Origin of the sequence: Ectothiorhodospira magna, from assembly GCF_900110965.1 — a bacterium.
In the GTDB taxonomy this organism is placed as follows: Bacteria; Pseudomonadota; Gammaproteobacteria; order Ectothiorhodospirales; family Ectothiorhodospiraceae; genus Ectothiorhodospira; species Ectothiorhodospira magna.
The window spans coordinates 1-24430 of sequence record NZ_FOFO01000017.1 but is presented as its reverse complement, the minus strand read 5'-3'; the positions used below and the strand labels follow the sequence as shown (position 1 = coordinate 24430).

The 24430-nt window shown below is 62.2% G+C and carries 19 protein-coding genes, 2 tRNA genes and 1 riboswitch; of the genes, 3 read left to right on the top strand and 18 right to left on the bottom strand.

Translation table 11 applies throughout. The features are described from left to right. Nucleotides 1–9: 9 nt before the first annotated feature. The 17 genes from BMX62_RS13260 to BMX62_RS08020 all read right to left on the bottom strand — a co-directional run bounded on the left by BMX62_RS13260 (nt 10) and on the right by BMX62_RS08020 (nt 18248). A complete protein-coding gene (locus BMX62_RS13260; protein WP_090207113.1) occupies nt 10–2238 on the bottom strand; it encodes a methyl-accepting chemotaxis protein in 2229 nt (742 codons plus the stop codon). A gap of 173 nt (nt 2239–2411) precedes the next feature. Then, entirely contained in the window at nt 2412–3761 is a 1350-nt protein-coding gene (gene gdhA, locus BMX62_RS08095) for an NADP-specific glutamate dehydrogenase (RefSeq protein WP_090207108.1), read from the bottom strand. A gap of 120 nt (nt 3762–3881) precedes the next feature. Next, nucleotides 3882–4295 carry a nucleoside diphosphate kinase regulator gene (gene rnk, locus BMX62_RS08090; protein WP_090207104.1) on the bottom strand — a complete coding sequence of 138 codons (414 nt, stop codon included), beginning with the start codon at nt 4293–4295 and terminating at the stop codon, nt 3882–3884. A gap of 95 nt (nt 4296–4390) precedes the next feature. Next, the gene (locus BMX62_RS08085; protein ID WP_090207099.1) at nt 4391–5593 is read right to left on the bottom strand and encodes an RNA-guided endonuclease InsQ/TnpB family protein; all 1203 of its coding nucleotides are present in this window, start codon (nt 5591–5593) and stop codon (nt 4391–4393) included. Then, the gene (locus BMX62_RS08080) at nt 5587–6213 is read right to left on the bottom strand and encodes an IS607 family transposase (protein WP_090207096.1); all 627 of its coding nucleotides are present in this window, start codon (nt 6211–6213) and stop codon (nt 5587–5589) included. The genes BMX62_RS08085 and BMX62_RS08080 overlap by 7 nt, the downstream gene beginning before the upstream one ends. Nucleotides 6214–6274: 61 nt before the next feature. Further along, nucleotides 6275–8155, bottom strand: a complete 1881-nt coding sequence (locus tag BMX62_RS08075; RefSeq protein ID WP_162273521.1) for a diguanylate cyclase — start codon at nt 8153–8155, stop codon at nt 6275–6277. 266 nt (nt 8156–8421) lie between these two features. Next, nucleotides 8422–8497: transfer RNA gene (locus BMX62_RS08070), tRNA-Glu, on the bottom strand. 19 nt (nt 8498–8516) lie between these two features. Then, a tRNA-Ala gene (locus BMX62_RS08065) sits at nt 8517–8592 on the bottom strand. 95 nt (nt 8593–8687) lie between these two features. Continuing rightward, nucleotides 8688–10094 (bottom strand): glutamate--tRNA ligase, encoded by a 1407-nt coding sequence (gltX, locus tag BMX62_RS08060; protein ID WP_090207091.1) that lies wholly within the window; start codon nt 10092–10094, stop codon nt 8688–8690. An 89-nt stretch (nt 10095–10183) separates the two neighbouring features. Beyond that, nucleotides 10184–10915: an adenosylcobinamide-GDP ribazoletransferase gene (locus BMX62_RS08055; protein ID WP_090207088.1), complete on the bottom strand. Its 732-nt coding sequence runs from the start codon at nt 10913–10915 to the stop codon at nt 10184–10186. Next, nucleotides 10912–11511: a histidine phosphatase family protein gene (locus tag BMX62_RS08050; RefSeq protein ID WP_238375916.1), complete on the bottom strand. Its 600-nt coding sequence runs from the start codon at nt 11509–11511 to the stop codon at nt 10912–10914. The genes BMX62_RS08055 and BMX62_RS08050 overlap by 4 nt, the downstream gene beginning before the upstream one ends. Before the next feature lie 32 nt (nt 11512–11543). Further along, nucleotides 11544–12605 carry a nicotinate-nucleotide--dimethylbenzimidazole phosphoribosyltransferase gene (gene cobT, locus BMX62_RS08045; protein WP_090207086.1) on the bottom strand — a complete coding sequence of 354 codons (1062 nt, stop codon included), beginning with the start codon at nt 12603–12605 and terminating at the stop codon, nt 11544–11546. Beyond that, nucleotides 12602–13126: a bifunctional adenosylcobinamide kinase/adenosylcobinamide-phosphate guanylyltransferase gene (gene cobU, locus BMX62_RS08040; protein WP_090207083.1), complete on the bottom strand. Its 525-nt coding sequence runs from the start codon at nt 13124–13126 to the stop codon at nt 12602–12604. The genes cobT and cobU overlap by 4 nt, the downstream gene beginning before the upstream one ends. Further along, a complete protein-coding gene (cobD, locus tag BMX62_RS08035; RefSeq protein ID WP_090207258.1) occupies nt 13123–14163 on the bottom strand; it encodes a threonine-phosphate decarboxylase CobD in 1041 nt (346 codons plus the stop codon). The genes cobU and cobD overlap by 4 nt, the downstream gene beginning before the upstream one ends. A gap of 2 nt (nt 14164–14165) precedes the next feature. Beyond that, nucleotides 14166–15089, bottom strand: coding sequence for an adenosylcobinamide-phosphate synthase CbiB (gene cbiB, locus BMX62_RS08030; RefSeq protein WP_090207080.1), 924 nt, complete (start codon nt 15087–15089; stop codon nt 14166–14168). Beyond that, the gene (locus BMX62_RS08025) at nt 15083–16384 is read right to left on the bottom strand and encodes a cobyrinic acid a,c-diamide synthase CobB (RefSeq protein WP_090207077.1); all 1302 of its coding nucleotides are present in this window, start codon (nt 16382–16384) and stop codon (nt 15083–15085) included. Before BMX62_RS08025 ends, cbiB begins: the two co-directional genes overlap by 7 nt. 25 nt (nt 16385–16409) lie before the next feature. Beyond that, nucleotides 16410–18248, bottom strand: a complete 1839-nt coding sequence (locus BMX62_RS08020; protein WP_090207074.1) for a TonB-dependent receptor domain-containing protein — start codon at nt 18246–18248, stop codon at nt 16410–16412. A gap of 163 nt (nt 18249–18411) precedes the next feature. After that, nucleotides 18412–18668: riboswitch (cobalamin riboswitch) on the bottom strand. A 157-nt stretch (nt 18669–18825) separates the two neighbouring features. On the opposite strand from BMX62_RS08020, the gene BMX62_RS08015 reads away from it, so the two are divergent. From BMX62_RS08015 to BMX62_RS08005, 3 genes are read left to right on the top strand one after another with little or no spacing between them, the layout of a single operon-like run. Continuing rightward, the gene (locus tag BMX62_RS08015; RefSeq protein ID WP_090207255.1) at nt 18826–19722 is read left to right on the top strand and encodes a cobalamin-binding protein; all 897 of its coding nucleotides are present in this window, start codon (nt 18826–18828) and stop codon (nt 19720–19722) included. Then, the gene (locus tag BMX62_RS08010; protein WP_090207070.1) at nt 19719–20687 is read left to right on the top strand and encodes a FecCD family ABC transporter permease; all 969 of its coding nucleotides are present in this window, start codon (nt 19719–19721) and stop codon (nt 20685–20687) included. Before BMX62_RS08015 ends, BMX62_RS08010 begins: the two co-directional genes overlap by 4 nt. After that, nucleotides 20684–21511: an ABC transporter ATP-binding protein gene (locus BMX62_RS08005; protein ID WP_090207067.1), complete on the top strand. Its 828-nt coding sequence runs from the start codon at nt 20684–20686 to the stop codon at nt 21509–21511. Before BMX62_RS08010 ends, BMX62_RS08005 begins: the two co-directional genes overlap by 4 nt. An 11-nt stretch (nt 21512–21522) precedes the next feature. On the opposite strand, the gene BMX62_RS08000 is transcribed toward BMX62_RS08005, so the two are convergent. Further along, nucleotides 21523–24204 (bottom strand): AAA domain-containing protein, encoded by a 2682-nt coding sequence (locus BMX62_RS08000; RefSeq protein ID WP_143339701.1) that lies wholly within the window; start codon nt 24202–24204, stop codon nt 21523–21525. Nucleotides 24205–24430: the final 226 nt, after the last annotated feature.

Genomic DNA, 24430 nt, shown 5'->3' with positions numbered 1-24430 from the left:
GGAAGGCGTTCAGAACTCTTCCCACTCTCCATCGTCAGCTGGTGCCGACAGGGCGGGCCGGGCCTGGGGCTTGCCCTGAGCCGCCGGTTGCGGCCGGGGCAGGGCCACCTTCTGTCTTGACGGCGCCGGAACAGCCCCTGCGGTCTGGTCCACCTTGAACACCTGGACAACCCGGGCCAGGGACTGGGCCTGCTCCTCCAGGGATTCAGCAGCGGCAGCCGCTTCCTCCACCAGGGCCGCGTTCTGCTGGGTAACATCGTCCATCTGGGTCACCGCCTGATTGATCTGCTCAATACCGGCGGACTGTTCCTCGGATGCGGCGGAAATCTCCGCCATGATATCCGTCACCCGCTTGATGGAATTGACGATCTCGGTCATGCGTTCCCCAGCTTCGTTGACCTGGGCGGTCCCTGAATCCACCTTCTGTACGCTGTCGGTGATCAGCGCCTTGATCTCCTTGGCTGCATTGGCCGAACGCTGGGCCAGATTGCGAACCTCTGTGGCCACCACAGCAAAGCCTCGTCCCTGCTCACCGGCCCGGGCGGCTTCCACCGCCGCATTGAGGGCCAGAATGTTGGTCTGGAAGGCAATGCCATCGATGACGCCAATGATGTCGGAAATCTTCTTGCTGGATTCGGAGATTTCCGCCATGGTCAGCACCGAAGCATTGACCACCACGCCGCCCTGGGTCGCCACATCAGAAGCAGTCACCGCCAGCTGATTGGCCTGTCGGGCGTTATCCGCGTTCTGCTTGACGGTACTGGTGAGTTCTTCCATGGAACTGGCGGTTTCCTCCAGGGAACTGGCCTGTTCTTCGGTACGCTGGCTCAGATCCTGGTTGCCCTTGGCAATCTCCCTGGAAGCACTATTGATGGTGCCCACGGCATCACGAATCTGCCCCACAATTCCCCGCAGATTGGTCACCGTGGTGTTCATTCCCGCCTTGGTCTCACCAAACAGCCCCGGATAATCCCTGTCGATGGTTTTGGTCAGATCCCCCTTGGCCATGGCCTGGGCCACCCGCATGACATCATTGAGTCCCTGCTCGGTGGTATCTGACAGCTGGTTAAGTAATTGTGCGATATCCTTGGCAAAACCCTGCTTGCTGGCCGCGTCCAGCCTGACACTGAAATCCCCCTGATTGGCGCCGTCAACAATTCGACGAATCTCCCCCACCACCTTGGTCAGGGCTGTGACCGTCGTATTGACTCCATCTTTGGTCTGGCCAAACACACCAGGGTAATCCCGGGTGATGGACTGGGACAGATCCCCCTGGGCCAAAGCCTTGGCCACCCGGGTCACGTCGTTGAGGCCCACGTCCGTGGTCTCCACCAACTGGTTAAGCCCTTCACCAATATCCCGCCCGAACCCCTGCTTGTCCGTCAGATCGATACGCCGACTGAAATGGCCCTGGGTGGCTTCACGCACCATGACTGCAATTTCATCCACCAACCGCTGCAGGGCATCCTGCATCTGATTGAGGCTAGCCAGCAGGCTGGTGGTATCTCCTTCACGAATCTGAATGGTTTTGGACAAATCGCCCGCGGCAATGGCCTGCACCATGGCGGCGGCATAGTCCGGTTCTCCCCCCAGGCGGCGGGTCAGGTCGCGCACAATCCAGAAAGCCATTCCGATCCCCAGGATCAGGGCCACCAGGGAGAGTATCAACATCTGCAGACGAGCGGTATCCGCATAGGCCTGCGCCCGTTCCCCCGCCTCGTCCATTAATCGGGTCTGATACTGGATCAGGTTTTCCGCCGCCGTCAGGTATTGGGCCTGATCACGTCGGAACTGGCCGAGCATCAGGTTCCGGGCCGCTTCCAGACTGCCCTCATCGATCAGACCCATGATGCGATTTTGATTGGTCACGAAGGCATTACGGGCGGCGGTGACCTCCGCCATCAGACGTCGTCCCTCAGATGTGACAACGGTGGGTTCCAGGGCCTGAAGGATGGCAGCGACGTCACGCTGACTCTGGCGCACCCGGGCAATTTCCTCGGCGATCACCTGCCGGTCATCCACCAACTGGGCATTGCGCAAGGCCCGGGCGCCAATATTGATGTTGTCGATAATCAGGTTGGCCTGCACCGTTTTAGGAAACAGGTCGGTGGAAATCAGACGAATATTGTCATTGAGCACCCCGATTCTGAGGGTACCGATAAGGGCAATCAGGCCCAACAGCATCAGCACCGCACCAAAACCCAGTCCCAGACGCATTGCAACAGTCATCTTGCCCATACCGATTTCTCCCGCCGATACCTGCCGCGGCTCTATTGAGGTGTTATCACTCGTCGCTACCTCTAGGTATCGGCCACAATGACCTAAAACTTAGTGACCACCTGCGCGCTCCTGGACACAAAAAACCCGACCCCTGGCGGGATCGGGCAATCCGGCGTGTCCGGGGTGGAGAATCAGATCACCCCCATGGCCACCATGGCACCGGCCACTTTCACAAACCCGGCAATATTGGCACCCACCACATAGTTACCAGGGGCACCAAATTCCTCGGAGGTCTGGTGGCAGTTGCGATGGATATCCACCATGATTTCACGCAGACGCTCTTCGGTATGCTCAAAGGTCCAGGAATCGCGGCTGGCGTTCTGCTGCATTTCCAGGGCGCTGGTGGCCACACCACCGGCATTGGCGGCCTTGCCGGGACCAAACGCAATACCCGCTTCGGTGAAGAACCGGATGGCTTCCGGCGTAGAAGGCATGTTGGCACCTTCCGCCACGGCAATGACACCGTTTTTGATCAAGGTCTTGGCATCGGTGCCGTTGAGCTCGTTCTGGGTAGCGCAGGGCAAGGCCACCTGACAGGGCACAGTCCAGATGTTGCCGTCTTCGAGATACCTGGCCGTCTTTTTCTCTTCTGCATAGGCGCTGATACGGCGTCGCTCCACTTCCTTGATCTGCTTGACCAGTTCCAGGTCGATACCATCCTTGTCCACAATCACGCCATTGGAATCGGAGCAGGCAATCACCTTGGCACCCAGGGACATGGCTTTTTCCATGGCATAGATGGCCACATTACCCGAGCCGGAGACCACGCAGGTCTTGCCGTCGAGGGCATCGGCACGGGCCTTGAACATTTCTTCAGTGAAAAACACGGTGCCGTAGCCGGTGGCTTCCTTACGGGCACGACTGCCGCCCCAGCTGAGTCCCTTACCGGTAAATACGCCGGATTCATAGCGGTTGGTGATGCGCTTGTACTGGCCGAACAGGTAGCCGATCTCCCGCTGTCCCACGCCGATATCGCCGGCGGGCACGTCGGTGTACTCGCCCAGATGACGGTACAGTTCGGTCATCATGCTCTGGCAAAAACGCATGATTTCACCGTCGGAACGGCCCTTGGGATCGAAATCGCTGCCACCCTTGCCACCGCCGATGGGCATGCCGGTGAGGGCATTTTTGAAGATCTGCTCAAAACCCAGGAACTTGATGATGCCCAGGTAGACAGACGGATGAAAGCGAATGCCCCCCTTATAAGGCCCCAGGGCGCTATTGAACTGCACCCGGAAGGCCCGGTTGATCTGGGTGACACCCTTGTCATCCTGCCAGGGCACCCGGAAGATGATCTGCCGCTCGGGTTCACAGATCAATTGAATGATCTTGCGGTCGGCAAATTCGGGGTATTTCACCAATACCGGACCCAGGGATTCCAGCACTTCACGCACCGCCTGATGGAACTCCGTTTCCCCAGGATTTCTGCGCAAGACTTCCTGATAAATGGGTTCAAGCTTTTCGTCGAGACCTGCCACCATGTTTTCATTTCTCCGGCACGGCCACAGCCCGGCCAGGGGCCGGGACGTGGCGCACGGTTGATTTTTGAATGGGGCCGTAGCCAGCCCCCCTAGGGGCTGCCGGCATACGGTATGGGAAAATCAGCGATGAAAATCCCCGGCGCTTTCGGGTTGATAGAGGATGTCATCGATGCAGACCCGGATGACACCGCCGCCGGGACGGGGCCATTCGATTCGATCCCCCACAGACAGCCCCAGCAGGGCGCTGCCTACCGGTGCCAGTACCGACACCCGATCCGGTTGTCCCGTGCTGTCCTTGGGATAGACCAGGGTCATGCAGAAACTTTCACCGGTACCATCCATGACAAAACGCACGGTGGAATTCATGGTCACCACCGAAGGGGGCATCTGCTCTGGCGCCACCACCTCGGCACGATCCAGCTCGGCCTGCAAGGCGGTCTTGCCCGGAAAGGCTGTTGCTGAAATCGACGCCAGAAGGTCGTCGAGCCGATCGAAATCCCGTGAGGACAGGATGATGTTGGGTTTGCTATTCACGCTGATGAACTCTGAACATCCTTGGATTGAAGGACAGGGTATTTTAGCCGGAAACCATGTATTTTTCCCGTTCTGCAATACCTACGCAAAAATAGTCAAGTCTGACTCAATCTACCGATTGCTTCCTGCTTCACTGAGGCCGGTTTCACCGCGCGCTTGCGAGCGCGGCCAGCGCCTTCCTCTCCACAGGCTGACACGGTGGAACTCACCGCCATGCTCTTCAAATTGATCGCCGCGTTCAGGTCGCGGTCGTGGACTGCACCGCACGACGGACACGCCCACTCGCGCACGGCCAGCGGCAGCTCGGCGAGTTTATGCCCGCACGCCGAGCACGTCTTGCTGCTGGCATAGAAGCGATCGGCCACCTTGATCTGCCCGCCACGCATCGCCGCCTTGTACTCCAGTTGTCGCCGAAACTCGAAGAAGCCCATGTCGGCAATGGAGCGGGCCAGATTCCGGTTCTTCATCATGCCGCGCACGTTCAAGTCTTCGATGCCGATGGTGTGGAACCGTCGGGTGAGACTGGTCGTGAGTTTGTGCAAGGCATCCGAACGGATATTGGCAATGCGAGCATGCAACCGCGCCAGCTTTGCCTTGGCCTTCTTGCGGTTGGCCGAACCTTTCTGCTTGCGGCTCAGGCTGCGCGAGAGCCGTTGCAGGCGGGACAGCAGCGCCTTGTGAGGCTTCGGCCCGTTGATGACCTCTCCCGTCGAGAGCGTTGCCAGCGCCGAGACACCCAAATCCACGCCCACCGCACCTTGGTTTTCAGCTTTTGGCAGGTGTGAATCGTCTTGGGTATCCACGGCGATGCTGACAAACCAGCGGTCAGCCATACGGGAGATGGTGGCTGACATGATCTTGCCACGAAAGCGCAACGACTCCCGCATCCGCACCCAGCCCAGATTGGGGATGCGGATGCGGCAGCCATCGATGCTGAACTGGTCGTTGGTGAGGGTGAAGCGGTCATGCACGCCTTTCTTGCGGAACTTCGGGTACTTGGCACGACCGGCAAAGAAGTTCTTGAACGCTTCGCCCAACTGAATGATCGCCATTTGCGGGGCGCACTTAGTGACCTCCAGCATCCACGGGAACTGCTCGCGCTTGATGGTGTTCAACTGGCGGCGCAGCGCGGCTTGCGAGGGCTTCGGTCGGCTGTTGTCGGCCTTCCATGCCTCGTATTGCCGTTGCCACTCGGCCAGCGCCCAGTTGTAGGCGAATCGCGCCACGCCGCACGCACGGGCAAAGTAACTCGCCTGCGCGTTGTTCGGATCGAGCGCGATGCGGTGGGCAATCAGCATTGCGCCGCCTCCACGGCTTGGCGCACGCCATCGAGCAGCTTCTGGTTCTTGCGACTGCGCGAGCCGTACAACCGAGCGGAAAACACAGTGATGATCTCCAGCACGTCCCTGGCCAGGTCTTCCTCAAACGTGGTGTCCTCACCTTGGTTAAGGATCACGACCTCGACGTTTTTCGCTTCGCAGATGGCAAACACCAGTTCCGCGCCAAAGCGCAACAGCCGATCTTTGTGTGTGATGACCAGCCGACCGACTTGCCCGTCGATGATGGCATCGAGCAGCTTCTTCAAGCCCTTCTTGTGATAGTTCATACCAGAACCCAGGTCGGCGATGACCTCGAACGTCCAGCCCTGACGGGCGCAGTACAGTTCCAGTACCTGCTTTTGCCGCTCCAGATCGTCCTTCTGGTCATGGCTGCAGACGCGGGCATAGGCCACGGTGCGGCGCTGCGCGTCCGCTTCGGCGCGGAACAGTTCGGGCTTGAGCTTGGCGAGGTCGTAGCGGCGGTGGCCCCCCGCCGTGTATTCGGGGATTAGCCTGCCCGATGCCTCCCAGCGGCGCAGGGTCGTGATCGACACGCCCAGCGCCGAAGCGGCTTCGCCTATGCTTACCAATCTTTTCATTTTGGAGATTCTAGCATAGTTATGTATAGGTTCAAGGCAAACTGTTCAAACCCCCCTGCCTTCAGGAATCGGCAGTGGCCGGATCGGTGATGATCACTTCCACCCGGTTACGGCCCCCGGTCTTGGCCTGGTACAGTGCCTCATCTGCCCGTTGCAGAGCATGATCCGGCAGCAGGTCCAATGCCGACAGCAGGGTGATGCCAATACTGACCGTCACCGGAATTTGCACCCCTTCCCAGCGGGCAGGAATCCGGGCCACCCGGACCCTGAGTCGTTCCGCCAAAGCCTGGGCCGACGGCAGGTCCGTATCCGGCAGCAATACGGCAAATTCTTCGCCCCCCATGCGACCGGCGGCATCATTTTTGCGCAGGCAATGGCGCACCAGGGCTGCAAAATGTCTCAGCACAGCGTCACCGGCGGAATGGCCGTGGGTATCGTTCACCCGCTTGAAATGGTCCAGGTCCAGCATCATCACCGCGGCCTGATAATCGGCATTTCGATCCATGCGCAGGACTTCTTCCTGCATCCGGCCCATGAAATGGCGTCGATTGGCAAGGCCGGTGAGATGATCGGTGGTGGCCATGGCCCTGAGTTCCTGCTCCATATGCTTGCGGGCGGTGATGTCAGAAACCGTCCCAACCATGCGCAGCGGCACACCGGCGGTATCCCGGCGCACCACCAGGCCGCGAACATGAAGCCAGCACCATTCCCCGGCCTTGCCGCGCACCCGTTGCTCACAGGTGTACTGGGGTATATGTCCTGCCAGATGGGCAGCCAGATGTTCCCGCACCCTGTCCAGATCATCTGGATGTATTCGGGCAAACCAGTCCTGTGAACGCAGACAATGGGGCTGATGCCCGTTATAACCGAGCATTTCACTGCAACGACGGGAATTGGTGAGAATATCGGTCTGCACATCCCAGTCAAAGACACCATCCCCGGCTGCCTCCAGGGCAAAGCGCCAACGCTCGGCATTTTCCCTGAGGGTCTGGACATGCCGGGTACGCTCGATAGCGATGGCGGCCAGATTGGCAAATTCCCGCATGGCCCGGATACGGGCCGGCGAGGGACGGCGATGCCGGCGATGAAACAGGGTAAACATCCCCAGCACGGTGCCTTCCGATGACAGAACCGGTGCCGACCAGCAGGCCACCATGCCCTGATTTCGCGCCGCCTGTCTTAAACCGGCCCAGCGATGATCCACCTGAATATCCGGCGACAACATGATCTGTCGCCCAGTGGCCCTGGGACCGGCGCTGGGTAAAGAGTCATTCCAATGCTGCACAAATCCCTGTTGAAAATCCGGGTCCAGGCTCGGTGCAGCCCCGACCACCAGGCGATGTCGTTCCCGTTCCACCAAAGTGATACAGCACAGCAGTTCGGGGTCTTCCAGTTCCACATTTCTGGCCAGGGCATCCAGTATCACCGGGAGATCTGCTCCCCCTGCCAACAGGGAAAGCACCCGATTTCTGCCCTTTTCCCGTTGCTCCTGGCCCTTGCGGGCGGTGATATCATTCAAGACACCCTCAAACCGCACCACCCGATCCTGGGCATCATATTCAACGCCGCTGTGTTCCTCGATCCACAGCACCTCCCCGGTGGCGGTAAGGATGCGATACTGGCATCGGAACTGCTGGTGTTGCTGCCGGACGTGGCGAGCCACTTCCTCGATCACATGTTTCCGATCGGCGGGATGCACCAGTTCAATGAACAGACGACCATTGGCCATCATTTCCGGGGCCGAGTATCCCCACAGGGCGACATTGGTGGAAATATATTCCACCGGCCAGCCGGGGGATGCCAACCAGCGGCACAGGATCATTCCACTGGATTCCACCACCCGACTGGCCACCTGAAATAGTCCCATGGCCAGCAATCGCTCCAGGGCTTTGGCGGATGAGGCCAACCATAATGGCGTGGATCGATCCGCTTGTGGAGACATAAGAAGCACCATCCTCGGCTCCAGGGCCATGACCAACCGGCAGCCCAAGGATTGAACAAACCAGGGGCATCTGGTGCAAGACTGGCGAAAAAATCCACAGCCTGCATCCAGATTCTAGCAGGGCCAAAACCGGGGGCAGGTCAACAGGGCAGGAAACAAGACGAAAGCAGATTTTTTTCAGACACAAGGAAAAGGGCACCATCATGAGATGGTGCCCTTGACTTTTTCGAGCATGGAATCCGTAAAGGATTCAAACTCTGCCTGATTGGCGTCCCCACGGGGATTCGAACCCCGGTCGCCGCCGTGAAAGGGCGGTGTCCTAGGCCTCTAGACGATGGGGACTAGGAAAACTGCATTTTATTGGTGGAGCCAGGCGGGATCGAACCGCCGACCTCTTGCATGCCATGCAAGCGCTCTCCCAGCTGAGCTATGGCCCCGAAAGCTTCATGACCGTTTCGGTGTTGCCGTGTGGGTCATGTCCTTCAGAAGCTGCGTACTATACGGACCCTTCAGGACGCTGTCAACAGTTTTTTCAAACTTTTTTTGCGGCGATCCAGTCAACGGCTTTTTGCAACCGGGACAGGGTCCGCTCCCGACCGATCAGCATCAGGGTCTGATCAATGGAAGGCGACACCGAGCCGCCGGTTACCGCCACGCGAAGGGGCTGGGCAACCTTGCCCAATTTTACTTCCAGCCGCTCCGAAACACCAGTCACGGATTCGTGGATCTGCTCCGCGTTCCACTCCCCCAGGGCATCCAGTGCAGCATGCAGGGCCTGGAGCACCGGCAGGGCATCCGGGGTCAGGTTCTTCTGGGCTGCCTTTGCATCGTACTCATCAAACTCCTTGAAGAAATACACACTCTGATCGGCCATCTCCACCAGGGTCTTGGCCCGCTCCCGCAGCACCTCCACCACGTCACGCAGCGGCGGTGGCCGGGACGGGTCCACTTCCCGCTGGCCCATGTGCCAGGACAGTTGCCGGGCCACGTACTCGGGGGTCTGGGTCTTGATGTAATGCTGGTTCAGCCACAGGAGCTTTTCCGGATTGATGGCCGAGGCGGAATGGTTCACATCAGAGATATCGAACAACTCGATCAATTCGTCCAGGCTGAAGATTTCCTGATCCCCATGGGACCAACCCAGTCGCACCAGATAGTTGAGCAGCGCCTGGGGCAGATAGCCGTCATCCCGGTACTGCATCACGCTCACCGCCCCATGGCGCTTGGACAGCTTGGTGCCGTCGGGACCGAGGATCATGGGCAGATGGGCATAGCGGGGCGGTTCCACCCCCAGGGCCTTGAGAATGTTGATCTGGCGAGGGGTGTTGTTCAGATGATCATCGCCACGGATCACGTGGGTGATCTGCATGTCCCAATCGTCCACCACCACGGTGAGATTGTAGGTGGGGGTGCCATCGGAACGGGCGATGATCAGATCATCCAGTTCGGTATTCTGGAAGGTGACGCGGCCACGCACCATGTCGTCCACCACGGTGACACCCTCGGCGGGGTTACGGAAGCGGATGACGGGGCTGACCCCTTCCCGAGGTTCGTTCCGCAGGCGGCAGCGGCCATCATAGCGGGGCTTGGCCTTCATCGCCATCTGCTGATCCCGCATGGCGTCCAGTTCTTCCTTGGTGCAGTAGCAGTGATAGGCGTGGCCGGTATCCAGCAATTGCTGGATCACCTCTTTATAGCGGTCAAAACGCTGGGTCTGGTAGAACGGGCCTTCGTCGTATTCCAGACCCAGCCAGTTCATGCCTTCCAGGATTGCATTCACCGATTCCGCATTGGAACGGGCCAGATCCGTATCCTCGATGCGCAGGACGAAATCGCCACCATGCTTGCGGGCATAGAGCCAGGAGAACAACGCCGTGCGGGCGCCGCCGATGTGGAGATAGCCGGTGGGACTGGGAGCGAATCGGGTGCGAACTTTCATGGATCACTCTGGCTTGGATGTATGGGAAGCAGCATAGGGTAGCAGACGACTTGCGGGGCTTCACCCGCTGCCTGCGATCAGGGCACCTCTCACTGCAAGGCCAGCACCACGGCGAGCAGTACCCCGGCCTCCACCAGCTCAATCAGTCCCCCGGCCGTATCCCCGGTGGTACCGCCGAGGCGATGCACCATCCAGGCCCGACCCAGCAGGAAGACCAGTGCCGCCCCCGCCAGGGCCCAGACGCCGGCCATGCCCCCCAGGATGATGACGGCCAGCGCCACTCCCGCAGTGACCAGCCACGCCCCCCGCCGAGGCAGATGCCGGGCCAGCAGGGTGGCCATGCCGGCGGAACGGACATACCCGGTCAGCAGGAATAGGGGCAGGACGACGGCCCGCCCCAGCAGGGGCGCCAGGATCAGGGCGATCCAGCCCCCCGGCAGGGCCAGCAGCTCGAACACGGCGGCAAACTTCACCAGCACCAGCAGGATCAGGGCCGTGACACCGGCGGGACCGCAGCGGGGGTCCTTCATGATCTCCAGGGTCCGCTCCCGGTCCCCCAGACCACCGATCCAGGCATCGGCGGTATCCGCCAGACCATCCATGTGCAGGAGCCCGGTCAACAGCACCCAGGCGGTGACAATCAGCGCCGCCGCCAGCACACCCTCCCCCAGCGCCCAGGCCATCGCGGCCAGGGGCAGCCCCATGAGCAGGCCCACCAGGGGGTAGTACAGCATGGAGCGACCCACCTCCTCATCGGTGGGCGAGTTCCAGCTCACGGGAAAGCGGGTCAGAAAACGCAGGGCCACCAGAAAGGGTTTCATGCCACCCCCTCCCGGATGGGGCCATGGTCGTTACCCAGGGCCATGACCTGGAGGCCCTGCCCTGCCCCGCCGGGGGCGGTGATGCGATAGAGACAGGCGTGGGGCACCTCCAGACCCAGCAGATCCGACAGGGGGCGCTGCTGTACATGCAGCAGGATCAGACGGATCACGCCGCCGTGGGTCACCAGCAACACCCGCTCCCCCATCGCGCTTTCACACACCCGTCGCCAGGCCGCCAGTACCCGATCCCGGAAATCCACCAGGGGTTCGGCACCGGGAGGGATGTGGTTGAGCGGGTCTTCCCAGAATCGGCCCAGGGCATCCGGTTCCGTTTCCATCAGTTCCGCCGCCGTGCGCCCCTCCCAGGCACCGAAATGCATCTCCCGCAGATCCGGCTCCAGGGCCAGGGGCAGGGCATCGGCCCCGGCCCAGTCCCGGGCCGGGGCCGCACAGCGGCGCAGGGGCGAAGTGATGATCCGATCCCAGGGACCATGGCGCTCGTACCCCGCCTGCATGTGGGCGCGCCCCTGGTGGGTGAGTGCATCATCCAGGCTGCCCCGGAAGGCAAAGCCCCCCGTGGTCTGGCCGTGGCGCATCAGATCAATCTGCAGGGATGGCACGGGCACCGTCAGTGGGCCTCCGCCACCTGGGCCTCGGCGAAGGTGGCCATGTGACAATGAATGTCGCAGGCCAGACGCAGCAGGGGCACCGCCGTGGCGGCACCGCTGGCCTCGCCCAGGCGCATGCCCAGATCCAGGACGGGATCCGCCGCCAGCGCCTCCACCAGCAGACGATGACCCGGCTCGGCGGAAGCATGGGCAAACAGCATCCAGTCCCGGGCACCGGGACAGATGCGCACCGTGGCCAGGGCCGCGGCGGAACTGATGAAACCGTCCACCAGGATGGGCATGCCCATCTGGGCGCAGGCCAGATACGCGCCACTCATGGCGGCAATCTCGAACCCCCCCACCCGACGCAGGCATTCCACCGGGTCCGACAGGTTTTCCGAACCATGCAGGGTCAAGGCACGACGTAGCACCTGGGCCTTGTGCTGGACACCCGCCGGGTCCAGGCCAGTCCCCGGCCCCGCCAGCACCTCCGGGTCACGCCCCAAAAGCCCGCAGGATATGGCCGCCGCCGCCGTGGTGTTGCCGATGCCCATTTCTCCGGCCAGATAGAGCTGGGCACCGGCCAGGCGTGCCCGTTCAGCACTGTGACGGCCAGCATTCATGGCTTTGGCCAACTGATGGGCATCCATGGCGGGGCCTTTGACAAAATTGGCGGTCCCCGGCCCCAGACGCACATCCAGCACCCCGGACATGGGCTCCAGTTCCATCACGGTGCCCAGATTGATCACTTCCAGTGTCGCACCGATGGCGCGGGCCAGGACACTGATCCCGGCCCCGCCGCGGGCAAAATTCCTGACCATCTCGGCGGTGACGGACTGGGGAAAGCGGGAAATCCCTTCCGCCGCCACGCCGTGATCACCGGCGAAGATGCTGATCTGCACCTGATCCACCCGCGGCTTGTCGGTACCCTGCATCCCCGCCAGTCGGGTGGCCAGGGTTTCCAGGCGACCCAGGGAACCCAGGGGTTTGGTGAGCTGAGTCTGTCGATCTTCCGCGGCGCGGCGGGCGGCGTCATCAATCGGTGCGGCGGGGACCTGCAACCAGGGGGTTTCGTGATTCAAAGGGGTTCTCCTTTCAGGGTATGTGGCAAGCCGGCCACGGTCAGGACGACGCGATCCGCACGGGCGGCCACCGCCTGATGCAGGCGTCCGGCATCATCGCAGAAACGTCGGGTCAGTTCTCCCAGGGGCACGATGCCCATGCTGGTCTCATTGCTGACCATGATCACACGGCCGGGCAGACGGGGCAGCACCCCCAGAAAGTCCTCCTGTTCACGGGCGCAGGTCTGTGGGTCCTCATCCCATAACAGATGGGTCAGCCAGAGGGTGAGGCAGTCCACCAGCAGGCAATGCCCGGGACGGGCATGGCGGACCAGTGTCGCCGCCAGATCGGCCCCGCTCTCCACCAGCGTCCAGTCCGACGGACGGCGCTCACGGTGGTGGCGGATGCGCGCATGCATTTCCTCGTCGTCACCGGGTCGAGCGGTGGCCACATAGGTCACCGGCAGACCGCTCTCCAGGGCCAGACGCTCGGCCAGGGCGCTTTTGCCGGAACGGACACCGCCCAGGATCAGTTCTTTCATGGCTCATTACCTCCCTCATGCCCGTCATCCAGCCTGCCCACCACCCAGGCCAGCGCAACCTCCAGACGCTGCCATTGGGCCTCATCGGCCGGCAGACCAAAGCGTAGACTCAAGGGATCGGTGAACAACCGGGTAAGAATGGCTTCCCGGCGCAGCCCCTGATGGATCTGCCTGGCGTGGGGGGTACGCACCCACTGGAACAGATCGGTCCCGCCGTCAGGCACCAGCCCGTGCGCGCTCAGGCAAGCTTGCAGACGCAGCCCGGAGGCGGCCAGTAAGGCCCGGGTCCGGATCTGCCAGTCCCGGTCTTCCAGCGCCCGGGTGGCCACCCAGCGGGAAGGACCGCTCAGGCACCAGGGCCCCAGGCGGGCGGACAGGCGGGCCAGCAGGGGCGCCTCCGCCAGGACGAACCCCACCCGCGCCCCGGCCAGACCAAAGAACTTGCCCAGGGAGCGCAGCACCACCAGGCCGGGCCGGGGACAGAGGGGGGCCAGACTCAGGTCCGGGGTGGCGTCCATGAAGGCTTCATCCACCACCAGCCAGCCACCCCGGACCGCCAGATCAGCCAGCCAGGCCTGCAGCCGGGACGGTGCGAAGGTGTCGCCGGTGGGGTTATTGGGATGGACCAGCAGCAGCACATCCAGTCCGTCCAGACGGGATTCGATCGCCTCCACGGCCAGCGGGATCACCTGATGTCCCGCCAGTTGCCAGGCATGGGCATGCTCGGCATAGCTGGGATGCAGCATCCCCACCCGTCGCCCCGGCGGCAGCAGGCCCGGCAGGGCCTGGATCGCCGCCTGGGAACCGGCCACCGGCAACAGGGCATCCGTACCGTAATAGGCGGCCGCAGCCTGTTCCAGCCCATCGGCCTCCTCCGGCAGACGGGACCAGACCGACGCCGGCATCCCATCGGGCACCGGCCAGCCCACCGGATTGATGCCGGTGGACAGATCCAGCCAGCGGCTCAGGGGGATACCCTCTTCCCGCGCCGCCTGACGCAGGCGGCCGCCGTGGGGCAAGGTCACCGGGGTGGTCATATTCATTCAGAAACGCCCGTGATGGGGAGAAGATGGCCGATCAGTATCAATAACATGAAGCACGCCAGCCAGATCCCCATCCCCCGCCGGATGAGATCCAGTGCCCGCCGGATGTCCTCGGGCCGGGCCGCCTGCCCCGCCCCCAGGTCCGGACGGGCCTCCAGCCGGCCGTGGTAGACCGCCGCCCCGCCCAGACGGATGCCCAGCGCCCCGGCGCCGGCAGCCATCACCGGGCCGGCATTGGGGCTTTTCCAGACCCGTCCCTGCCGTCGCCAGCAGTCAAGGGCGACCCGCGTATGGCCCGCCAGGGCATAGGCCAGAGCGGTCAGGCGCGCCGGGATCCAATTCATCACATCGTCCAGCCGGGCCGCCGCCCAGCCAAAGCGACCATAGCGATCGGTGCGATACCCCCACATGGCATCCAGGGTGTTCACCAGCCGGTAGGCCACCACCCCGGGCGCTCCGGCCACCAGAAACCAGAACACCGGCGCAAACAGGGCATCGTTCCCGTTTTCCAGCACGGACTCCACGGTGGCCTTGCTGATGTCCTGGGCATCCAGGGTTTGAGTATCCCGGCTGACCAGAAAGGCCACCCGTTCCCGGGCCTGATCCAGGTGCCCCTGGGTCAGGGCATCGGCGATTCCCTTGCCGTGTTCGCCCAGGCTGCGCCAGCCGATGGCCAGATAGAGCAGGACCAGTTCGGCCACCCACCCCCAGGGCGGCAGGGACACCAGCAGGGCCAGCAATACGAACGGGATCACCAGCATCGCCACCAGCCAGGCACCCCGGCGCCGGTCATCCCGATGGAAACGGCGTTCGGCGGCATCCACCAGGGCACCGAAACCCACCAGGGGGTGCCAGCGGGGAGGCTCGCCCAGGAGCCGGTCCAGCAGCAGCGCGGACAGCAGCAGGACCAGGGTCAGCATGGCCGGTGTCCGCCCAGCAGGTGGCCGATCGCCTCCGGGTTGGAGGGGAAATACAGATGGACATAGCTGGCCGTGAGGGAACCGAGGCGATACACCGGCTCCGCCGTGGCCCGCCCGTTGGGGCTGCGGGCATGGGTCAGGGGCTCGATCCTCGCCGTCATGGCGGAATGATGAAAGGTATGTCCCCGCAACGTGCCTTCCGGCAACAGGACTTCCTGGGGTCCCAGTCCGGCCAGCCGACCCTGCATCCGTGCCTCCCCTGGCAGCAGACCGGCCATGTCCGCCCCCTGCCCCGCCACATCCGACAATCGCTCCAGCAGATACAGCATGCCGCCGCACTCGGCCAGTATCGGGCGCCCGGCGCTGACGTGGGAAAGCAGGTCCTGTTTCAGCCGCTCATTGGCCGCCAGTGCGGGCAGATGCAATTCCGGATACCCTCCGGGCAGATAAACCCCGTCGGCCTCGGGCAACCTTTCCCCCGCCACCGGCGAGAAAAAGCACAGCGCCGCGCCCAGTTCGGCAAGCACCTCCAGATTGGCCGGATAAATGAAGGCAAAGGCCGCATCCCGGGCCACCGCGATACGCCGTCCCGCCAGCAGCCTGGGCGGCGGGCTACGGTCCACCGGTGCAAAGGCCACCGGGGGTGGTAATCCGCCCGCCGTCCACACCAGACGGCCGGCGGCAGCCTCCAGACGCTGATCCAGATCCTGGATTTCCTCGGCCTGGACCAGCCCCAGATGCCGGCTGGGCAGGGCCGCGTCCGGCGCCTTGGGCAGATAGCCCAGGGCCACCAGCCCCGGCGGCAGGTCTTCCAGCAACATCCGATAGTGGCCCTCGCCGCTCACCCGATTGGCAAAGACCCCGGCAAACGGCACGTCGGGCCGGAAGGTGGACAACCCGTGGGCGATGGCCCCGAAGGTCTGGGCCATGGCGGCACCGCTGATGGAGGCCAGCACGGGAATGCCCAGGGTTCGGGCAATATCCGCCGTGGAAGGGCGACCATCGAACAGGCCCATCACCCCTTCCACCAGGATCAGATCCGCGTCCCCCGCCGCCTCAAAAAGACGGCGGCGGGCGTCGGCCTCGCCGGTCATCCACATGTCGATGGAATGGACCTGGTGACCGCAGGCATGCTGGTGGATCATGGGGTCGAGAAAATCCGGGCCGCCCTTGAACACCCGCACCCGCCGCCCCTGATTGCGGTGATACCGGGCCAGGGCGGCGGTGACCGTGGTCTTGCCCTGCCCGGACGACGGGGCCGTGATCAACAGAGCTGGGCAGTGGCGGGTATTCATGGTCGTTGCGGGGCGGGCAGGCCCCTCATTGCTGGAAGTTGAGGGTCAGATAAAATGCCCGACCCGGCTGTTCATAATCAATGGCGGGCTGCCCACCAAACCCGGCCTGGCGGGCCGTGACATAGTCACGGTCAAACACGTTATTCAACGTCGCCCGCACCGTCCACGCCGGATTCACCTGATAGGCGGCCCGCAGATGCACCAGCTCATGACCGGCGATGCGGTCGGTGTTGGCGGCATCATTGTAGCGCCGTCCCTCGGCAATGAGGGTGGTCCCGACAGACCAGTCCTGCCAGCGCCGGTCCAGATCCAGACGGGCGATCTCGTTGGGGCGACGCCGTAGCTCATGACCGGTATGGCGGTTCTCGTGATCCAGCAAGGTCAGGGACAAGGTGGCCGCCCAGTGGGCATGGGTCATTCCCGTCTCCAGTTCCAGACCCCGGATACGGGCCTTTTCCACGTTCTGCGGCTGCCAGAACATACTGCCGGGCACCGGCGCCCACTCGATCAGATCGTCGATGTCAGACTGGAACACCGCCAGATCCGCATGAAAACCACCGGATTGATGACGCAGCCCCAGTTCATAGGTTTCGGAGGATTCCGGTGCCAGGTCCGGATTGCCACTCCCGGGCCAGTACAGGTCGTTGAAAGTGGGCGCCTTGAAGGCCGTGCCGCCGCTGGCACGGACCCGCCAGGCATCGGTGATCCGGTAGCCCCAGGCCAGTTGCCCGGTGGTTTCCTTGCCAAAAGCCTCGTTGTCATCCTGCCGCAGGCTGCCGGTCAGGGCATGATGCCCCAGGTCCAGCTGGAGTTGGGCGTACACACCCCAGTTGTCCCGCCGGGTCTCGTCATAGTCCGTGGAACCACTCACCCTGTCATCCTGATAGTCCACCCCCGCCGTGAACAGGTGATCCCCCAGCAGGAGGTCGTTCTGCCAGGCCAGTAGATATCGCGTCGTATCGATCCGTGACGAAGCCACCCCGTTCTGGAAGGTTTCGTTCTCATCCCGGCTGTGGCCCAGGCTCAATTCACTGAACCAGACCTCATGGAGCTGCCCCCGGACGCCGATCCGGGAGGCATGATGGACGAAATCAATCCAGTCCCGAGCCGGGTCACCGACGTCAAAATCCGTCTCCCCAAGGGCGTGATGGAAGGAACCGAACAGCTCCAGACCCTCGGTGGCCTGGTGGGACAGACGTCCGGAGACACTGCTGTTCTGGAATCCGTCCCGACCGGAATCCCCCACCCCCCGCTGAACATCGATGCCATCGGTGCCGAAGTGACTGCCGGAGAGGCTGTAGCGGGTCCGGTCCTGGCTGCCGGAAACCCCAAGTCCGTATTCCCGGGTGTTGAAGGAACCGGCCCCCATGTGCGCCCGCACCCGGGCCGGGCCGTCACCTTCCCGGGTAAAGATCTGGATCACGCCGCCGATGGCATCGGAACCGTAGAGACTGGTTCTGGGTCCGCGAACGATCTCCACCCGCTCGATCTCCGCCGGGGGCAGGAACTGCCAGGAGGCACTGCCCAGGGTGGCGGAGCCCATGCGCACGCCGTCGATCAACAACAGGGTGTGATCCGAAGCGGCGCCGCGCAGGAACAGGCCGGTGGTCTTGCCGAAGGGACCATTTTGAGACAGGGCAATGCCGGCCCGGGCCGCCAGCAAATCCGCGAACGCCCTGGGTTGCAACCGCTCGATCTCTTCACGCTCGATCACGGTCACCGACGCCAGGGTCTGATCCACGGTCTGGGCCGTGCGGGTGGGGGTCACCAGGATGGGATCGAGCCGGGCGATCATGTCCTGGGCAGACAGGGCATGGGGAAGGGCCAGCAGGATCGCGGCCGACAGCAGGGATTTCTTGGGCATGGGGATACTCTCCGGCGCGCCGCCCGCGCGCCATACGCTCGTCAATCAGGACGGTATTGCTGGAGAGCCAGGGGTATGGAACATCCGCCCCAGCCCACGGCCACGGACGGCAACCCCCACCGGGGAACCCGAAGATATCGAGCCGCGCAAAGCCCTCCGCAATGCCGCGTAAGCGCATCAGGCCGGTCTCCGGGCTTGCGGGTGGGTCATGTACGACCTGATCAGGGCACCTTCCCACGCTGGCGCGCAGTGGTTGTATCGCCCTGCCGGGGATCCTGGAAACACCATGGACCCCCCACCTCGCCTACCGTTGCGGGGGCAGCGCCGGCATTGTCCATGGCCTTGGGGTCATGGTCGCACCGGCTTCCCGTTTCACCGGATGTGTGTCACGCATCCGGCACCTGAAGCGAGGCAGGATAATACGCAACAGGATCATGATTGGCTACCGCCAATGGGGTTTTTTCCGGCAGGATTGACCGCCGGCAACTGCTATGATGCCTGCCTTTCAGACTCGATCATCCACCATCGAAAATCAGCAAAAAAGGCGATGATGCGCGCAAAAAAAACCATTTTTACCATGATATCCGGCATTTTGTGCCTTATTGTCTGGCTGGCCACGGCCAACGCCGCCGAGACGACGCCGGTCCAGGTCATGGATGACCGACAGCAGACGGTCACCCTGGCCGCGCCGGCCCAGCGCATCATCAGCCTGGCCCCCCACATCACCGAGCTTTTGTTTGCCGTGGGTGCCGGCGACCGGGTCGTGGGCACGGTGAGTTTCAGCGACTACCCGGCGGCGGCGGCGGACATCCCCAGGATCGGCAGCTACAAGCAACTGGACATGGAATCCATCCTGGCCCTGAAACCGGATCTGGTGGTGGCCTGGAGCAGCGGCAACGTCCAGGCCCAGGTGGAGCGCCTGGCCCGGCTGGGGATTCCCATCTACTACAACGACCCCCAGGATTTCGAACAATTGGCCCTGGCCCTGGAACGCCTGGGCACCCTGGCCGGGCGGGCCGCCCAGGGACGGGAAGCGGCCGAGGACTTTCGCCGGGATCTGCGGGCATTGGCGGCACAATACAGCCACCGGCCCAGGGTGACGGTGTTCTACCAGATCTGGGACCGGCCCCTCATGACCCTCAACGACCGGCACCTGATCTCCCGCGCCATCGAAATCTGCGGCGGCCACAATCTGTTCGGTGATCTGGAAGCCCTGGTTCCGCGACTGGATCGGGAAGTGGTGCTGGCCGCCGATCCGGAAGCGATCCTGGGGGGCGGCATGGGCGAGGACAGCCCCCACTGGATCGAGGAGTGGCGCCGCTGGCCGACCCTGACCGCCACCGCCCGGGACAATCTGTTCTTCATCCCCCCGTCCCTGCTGCAACGGGCCACGCCACGCATTCTGGAAGGCACCCGACTATTCTGTGAAGCCCTGGAGATCGCCCGCGACCGGCGCCCGGAGACCTCCGAGTGAGCCGACCGGCCCTGGTGCTGCCGATCCTGCTGGGGGCCGCCGGCCTGTCCCTGGGCATCGCCGTGGCCCTGGGCAGCGTGCCGCTGACCCCCACCGAGACCCTGGCCGTGCTCACCGGCGGCGGCGAGCCGCTGCACCGGACCCTGATCCTGGAACTGCGCCTGCCCCGCGCCCTGGCGGCCTTTGCCACCGGCGGCCTGCTGGCGGTGGCCGGGGCGCTGATGCAGGTACTGCTGCGCAACCCTCTGGCGGACCCCTATGTGCTGGGGCTGTCCGGCGGCGCGGCGGTGGGGGCGTTGCTGTCCATGCTGGCGGGCCTGGGCATGGCCATGGTATCGGGGGCGGCCTTTGCCGGCGCCCTGCTGTCCACCCTCATCGTCTTCGGCCTGGCCCACGGCACCGGGAGCTGGACACCCACCCGTCTGCTACTGACCGGGGTGGTGGTGGCGGCGGGCTGGGGTGCCTTCATCAGCTTCCTGCTGGCGGTCAGCCCCACCACCGAACTACCGGGGATGCTCTACTGGCTGATGGGGGATCTGTCCCATGCCCACAGCCCCTGGCCGGCCTGGATCGTGCTGGTGGTCGTCGTGCTGGTGGCCATGCCCCTGGGGCGCAGTCTCAACGTACTGGCCCGGGGACCGCTGCAGGCGGCAGCCCTGGGTGTTGCCGTGCGCCCCCTGGAATGGACCCTCTACGGGGTGGCGGCCCTGGTCACGGCGACGGCCGTCACCATGGCGGGCAGTGTGGGTTTCGTGGGTCTGATCGTGCCGCACATGCTGCGTCTGGTGCTGGGCAATGACCAGCGCCTGATCCTGCCGGCCTCGGCCCTGGCCGGCGGCATCCTGCTCACCCTGGCGGACACCCTGGCGCGGACCCTGATCGCCCCCCAGCAGTTGCCGGTGGGCGTGATCACCGCCATGCTGGGCGTCCCGGTGTTCCTGTACCTGCTCTACCGCAGCCGATGACCGATTCCCGACTTCTTCAGTCAGCCCCAGCGCCCCTGCTGACCCTCATGGACCTGGTGGTGGACATCCCCGGCCGGGGCGACGGCGCCCCCCTGAACCTGGACATCCGGGCCGGTCAGTGCTGGGGCATCCTGGGCCCCAACGGGGCCGGCAAGAGCACCCTGTTGCATACCCTGGCCGGTCTGCGACCGCCCCGCCGGGGCACCATCCGGCTCCAGGGCCAGCCCCTGGGGCAACTGCCCCGCCGCCGCATCGCCCGTCTGCTGGGCATGGTCTTCCAGGATCATCAGGACGGTTTTCCGGCCACGGTGCTGGAAACGGCCCTGATCGGCCGCCACCCCTACCTGCGCCCCTGGGAGATGGAGTCGGCCGAAGACCATCAGGCGGCCCTCAAGGCCCTGCGGCAGGTGGATCTGGCCGGCATGGAAACCCGCCTCATCGCCACCCTCTCCGGCGGCGAGCGCCAGCGCCTGGCCATTGCCACCGCCCTCACCCAGGACCCGCGCATCTTCCTGCTGGATGAGCCCACCAACCATCTGGACCTGCACCATCAGGTGGCGGTACTGGACATCGTCCGCCGGGCCGTGACCGAGGGACGCAGCGCCGTCCTCACCCTGCACGACGTCAACCTGGCCGCCCGCTACTGCGATCACCTGCTGCTCATGTACCCCGGCGGCGAGGCCTGCTGGGGAACCACCCGGGAGATGCTGGTGCCCAACGCCCTGGAACGCCTCTACGGACAGGCCCTGGTTACCGGCGAGGTGGAAGGGGTGCCGGTGTTCTTTCCCCGAACTGACCTGACAGAGTTGTCCAAAGCTGATTAGGGTTTTGACGCTCAAGCGTTTTCCACCGAAGCATTGATGATGTCGAATATCTGTTCCAGATACCGTCCTTCAGCTGCTTCCGTCGCTTGTCGGATATAGGGGGGAATTACTTCCAGAAATTCCACTTTGCTGGTCGGAGTAAACTCCAACAAAGCTTCCAGCATTGCGGGACGCAGCAGACGCTTATTATCAGGCGTATCCGGAACCTCAAGGCGTATCACTTCGCGATCAAATCTCAGCAGCCTTTCCTTAAGACCACCTTCATCAAATGCAAACGTATCAATCTGCGCTTCTTTGAATTCAGCCTCTTCGATGATTTCCTCTATCTTTTCAACTGCGGACTCATGATCACGCTCGCCGGGAACACCAGGTGATTTCAATTCATGTAGCTCGCGAATTATCGGAGCCAGCTCTCCTTGAGGATTCTTGAACCAGTCCGTCGACCATATTCGACGGATACGCCACCCAAGGCGCTCCAGAATCATCTGTCTCAGACGGTCTCTATCCCGTGCAGATTTCGCAGAGTGATAGGTCGCTCCATCACACTCGATACCCATCAGATAGCGACCTGGATTGCCAGGATCAATTACAGCAACATCAATAAAGAATCCGGCGACACCCACTTGAGGGATGCATTCAAAACCTCTGTCACGCAAGGCGGCCATGACTGATATTTCGAAGTCACTATCGGGACCTCTGCCCGTATAGCGCTCGGTCCTGTGAAGAATGCCGGTTTCACAGTAACTAAGAAATTCACGCAAAGCCTGAACGCCACGCTTGCTTGTCGGGGTGACGACTACGTCATCCGAACCCATCGAACTAAAGATATGCATCCTCTTCTTGGAACGGGTAAACAGCACGTTGAGGCGGCGCCAACCCACATCGGAATTGATGGGGCCAAATCTCTGATACACCTTGGCACCAGGCTCGGGTGGCCCATACGTCATGGAAATAAAGATCACATCGCGCTCGTCACCTTGCACATTTTCCAGATTTTTGACGAACAGGGATTCACGTCGCATCGCGTCCTTATCAAGCCATTCCTGAAATACCGGATCGTCTTTCGACAGAGTTTCAATCGCACGTTCAATATGCTGGCGTTGTTCCGCGCTCATTGCGACCACGCCGATGGTTTCATGCGGACGATGACGAAAATGTTCTCTAACAGCTTCTGAAATTATTTTCGCCTCTTCGAGATTTTTTCTGTTCACAAAACATCCGCGCGGTATGCGGGAGTAGTGAATACCATAATCATCCGTTTGTTTATGTGGAGAAGGGAACAATACCAAATCGCTCTCGTAGAAAGAATGATTTGAAAAAGCGATCAAACTCTCATGCTGGGAACGATAGTGCCAACGCAATCGACGTGCTGGAAACATTGGCAGTGTAGCATCCAGAATACTCTCCGACTCTTCGATGCCCGTCGGGTCTTCCTCCCCATCATCGATAATGCGGTCAAAGAAACTGGTTGGCGGTAACTGCTTGGGATCACCGACCACCACCAGCTGTGCACCACGCGCTACCGCGCCGAGAGCATCTTGCGGTTTTATCTGCGAGGCCTCGTCCATCACCACCAGATCAAAAGCGATTGTCCCAGGCGGCAAATACTGGGCAACAGACATCGGCCCCATCATGAAACAGGGCTTCAATGCGACCAGTGCATTGCCAGCCCTTTGCAACAACTGCCGAATAGGTATGTGCCGTGTTTTTTTTCCACACTCATGTTCCAGCAACACGCGTTCAGTTCTTTCGCTCACCCGTGCCGCCATATTTCCAAAAGGAATGGTATTTTGATCTATCTTCCACGCGATCTGCTCGCATTGCAGCTGCTTCAGCTTGTTATCGTATTCTTTGAATTTATCCTGAATGGCTTCCTGGGAATGACCTGAGAATCGTCCAAGCTCAGGATCTTCGCGCAGAATCTCTCGCGCCAAAACATCGAACATTCCGGCCTGATAGGCGCCCTCTACCTGCTCGATATCGATTTTAGAATTTTCCACGGCATCGGCAAGGCGCGATATACCAAGCGCTTCAACCTGTTCACGCAGGCGCACATAATCAAGCCAGCTCTGCAGGGTTTCACCGTTGTCCAGTGCTTGCTGATTCCGCGTAACCAGCTCATCCAGGTGATCACCGGATCGGTTCATCCATGCCTCACGATCCAGTTGAACCAATGTGGAATATGCCTCGTATCCGGACTTCTCCGATTCCAGCACTTCCCGCAATACTCGGGCATGATGATCCAGCGCAGCAAAAGATGTCCTGGTTGGCGTCTTGTAGATATGCTGAATCAGTGCCTCATTGCTCAACCTGCCATCCAGACATGTGGCAATCTCCAGGGTGTTACGCAACTTGGACAGACCCATGGAATTGTCCGTATTGATTCCCGGATTAAGGCCAAGCCGACCTTGGAACAACTTGGTGTCAAAATCCGCCGCCCGCCACTTTTCCACCTTATGCTTCAGCATCGCGATCTGTTCGATCCGGTCAGTAAGATCAACCACTGAAAGCACGGCATCGTCTGTCAAGGAACCACACGCCCGGACAACCTCATTCACTTCACGGATCAAACGCGGAATAATGCCACGCTCTCCAATCAGCAACGTGTATCCGGCCCGAAGCTCCACCACCGGAGCAAACACTTCCTTCAGGCTACCCAAATCATCCAGAAGCTCTTCCAGCTGTGTTTTCATACCCCGATCGGCCAGTGACCGCACGGCCTTAGCATGGCTCGGCGGCAATTCGAGGATGGCGTCTCCGATCGGCACCTTCTGCCCCTGGAGTATCCCCAGGTTTTCGCAGGCAAATTTCCTGTTAAAACAGCGGGATAATGGAAGGTGGGGTGGACATGCACCGGCAAGATCGTGATTCTTAAGGTGACTAAGCCGAAAAAGAGCCACGAAAAAACCGATGCACGCC

Excerpts from the sequence above, each read along its gene's own strand:
- BMX62_RS13260 (WP_090207113.1), bottom strand. The coding sequence starts at position 2,238 with ATGGGCAAGATGACTGTTGCAATGCGTCTGGGACTGGGTTTTGGTGCG.
- gdhA (WP_090207108.1), bottom strand. The coding sequence starts at position 3,761 with ATGGTGGCAGGTCTCGACGAAAAGCTTGAACCCATTTATCAGGAAGTC.
- BMX62_RS08085 (WP_090207099.1), bottom strand. The coding sequence starts at position 5,593 with ATGCTGATTGCCCACCGCATCGCGCTCGATCCGAACAACGCGCAGGCG.
- BMX62_RS08080 (WP_090207096.1), bottom strand. The coding sequence starts at position 6,213 with ATGAAAAGATTGGTAAGCATAGGCGAAGCCGCTTCGGCGCTGGGCGTG.
- BMX62_RS08075 (WP_162273521.1), bottom strand. The coding sequence starts at position 8,155 with ATGTCTCCACAAGCGGATCGATCCACGCCATTATGGTTGGCCTCATCC.
- gltX (WP_090207091.1), bottom strand. The coding sequence starts at position 10,094 with ATGAAAGTTCGCACCCGATTCGCTCCCAGTCCCACCGGCTATCTCCAC.
- BMX62_RS08055 (WP_090207088.1), bottom strand. The coding sequence starts at position 10,915 with ATGAAACCCTTTCTGGTGGCCCTGCGTTTTCTGACCCGCTTTCCCGTG.
- BMX62_RS08050 (WP_238375916.1), bottom strand. The coding sequence starts at position 11,511 with ATGCGCCACGGCCAGACCACGGGGGGCTTTGCCTTCCGGGGCAGCCTG.
- cobU (WP_090207083.1), bottom strand. The coding sequence starts at position 13,126 with ATGAAAGAACTGATCCTGGGCGGTGTCCGTTCCGGCAAAAGCGCCCTG.
- cobD (WP_090207258.1), bottom strand. The coding sequence starts at position 14,163 with ATGACCACCCCGGTGACCTTGCCCCACGGCGGCCGCCTGCGTCAGGCG.
- cbiB (WP_090207080.1), bottom strand. The coding sequence starts at position 15,089 with ATGCTGACCCTGGTCCTGCTGCTGTCCGCGCTGCTGCTGGACCGGCTC.
- BMX62_RS08025 (WP_090207077.1), bottom strand. The coding sequence starts at position 16,384 with ATGAATACCCGCCACTGCCCAGCTCTGTTGATCACGGCCCCGTCGTCC.
- BMX62_RS08020 (WP_090207074.1), bottom strand. The coding sequence starts at position 18,248 with ATGCCCAAGAAATCCCTGCTGTCGGCCGCGATCCTGCTGGCCCTTCCC.
- BMX62_RS08015 (WP_090207255.1), top strand. The coding sequence starts at position 18,826 with ATGATATCCGGCATTTTGTGCCTTATTGTCTGGCTGGCCACGGCCAAC.
- BMX62_RS08005 (WP_090207067.1), top strand. The coding sequence starts at position 20,684 with ATGACCGATTCCCGACTTCTTCAGTCAGCCCCAGCGCCCCTGCTGACC.
- BMX62_RS08000 (WP_143339701.1), bottom strand. The coding sequence starts at position 24,204 with ATGAAAACACAGCTGGAAGAGCTTCTGGATGATTTGGGTAGCCTGAAG.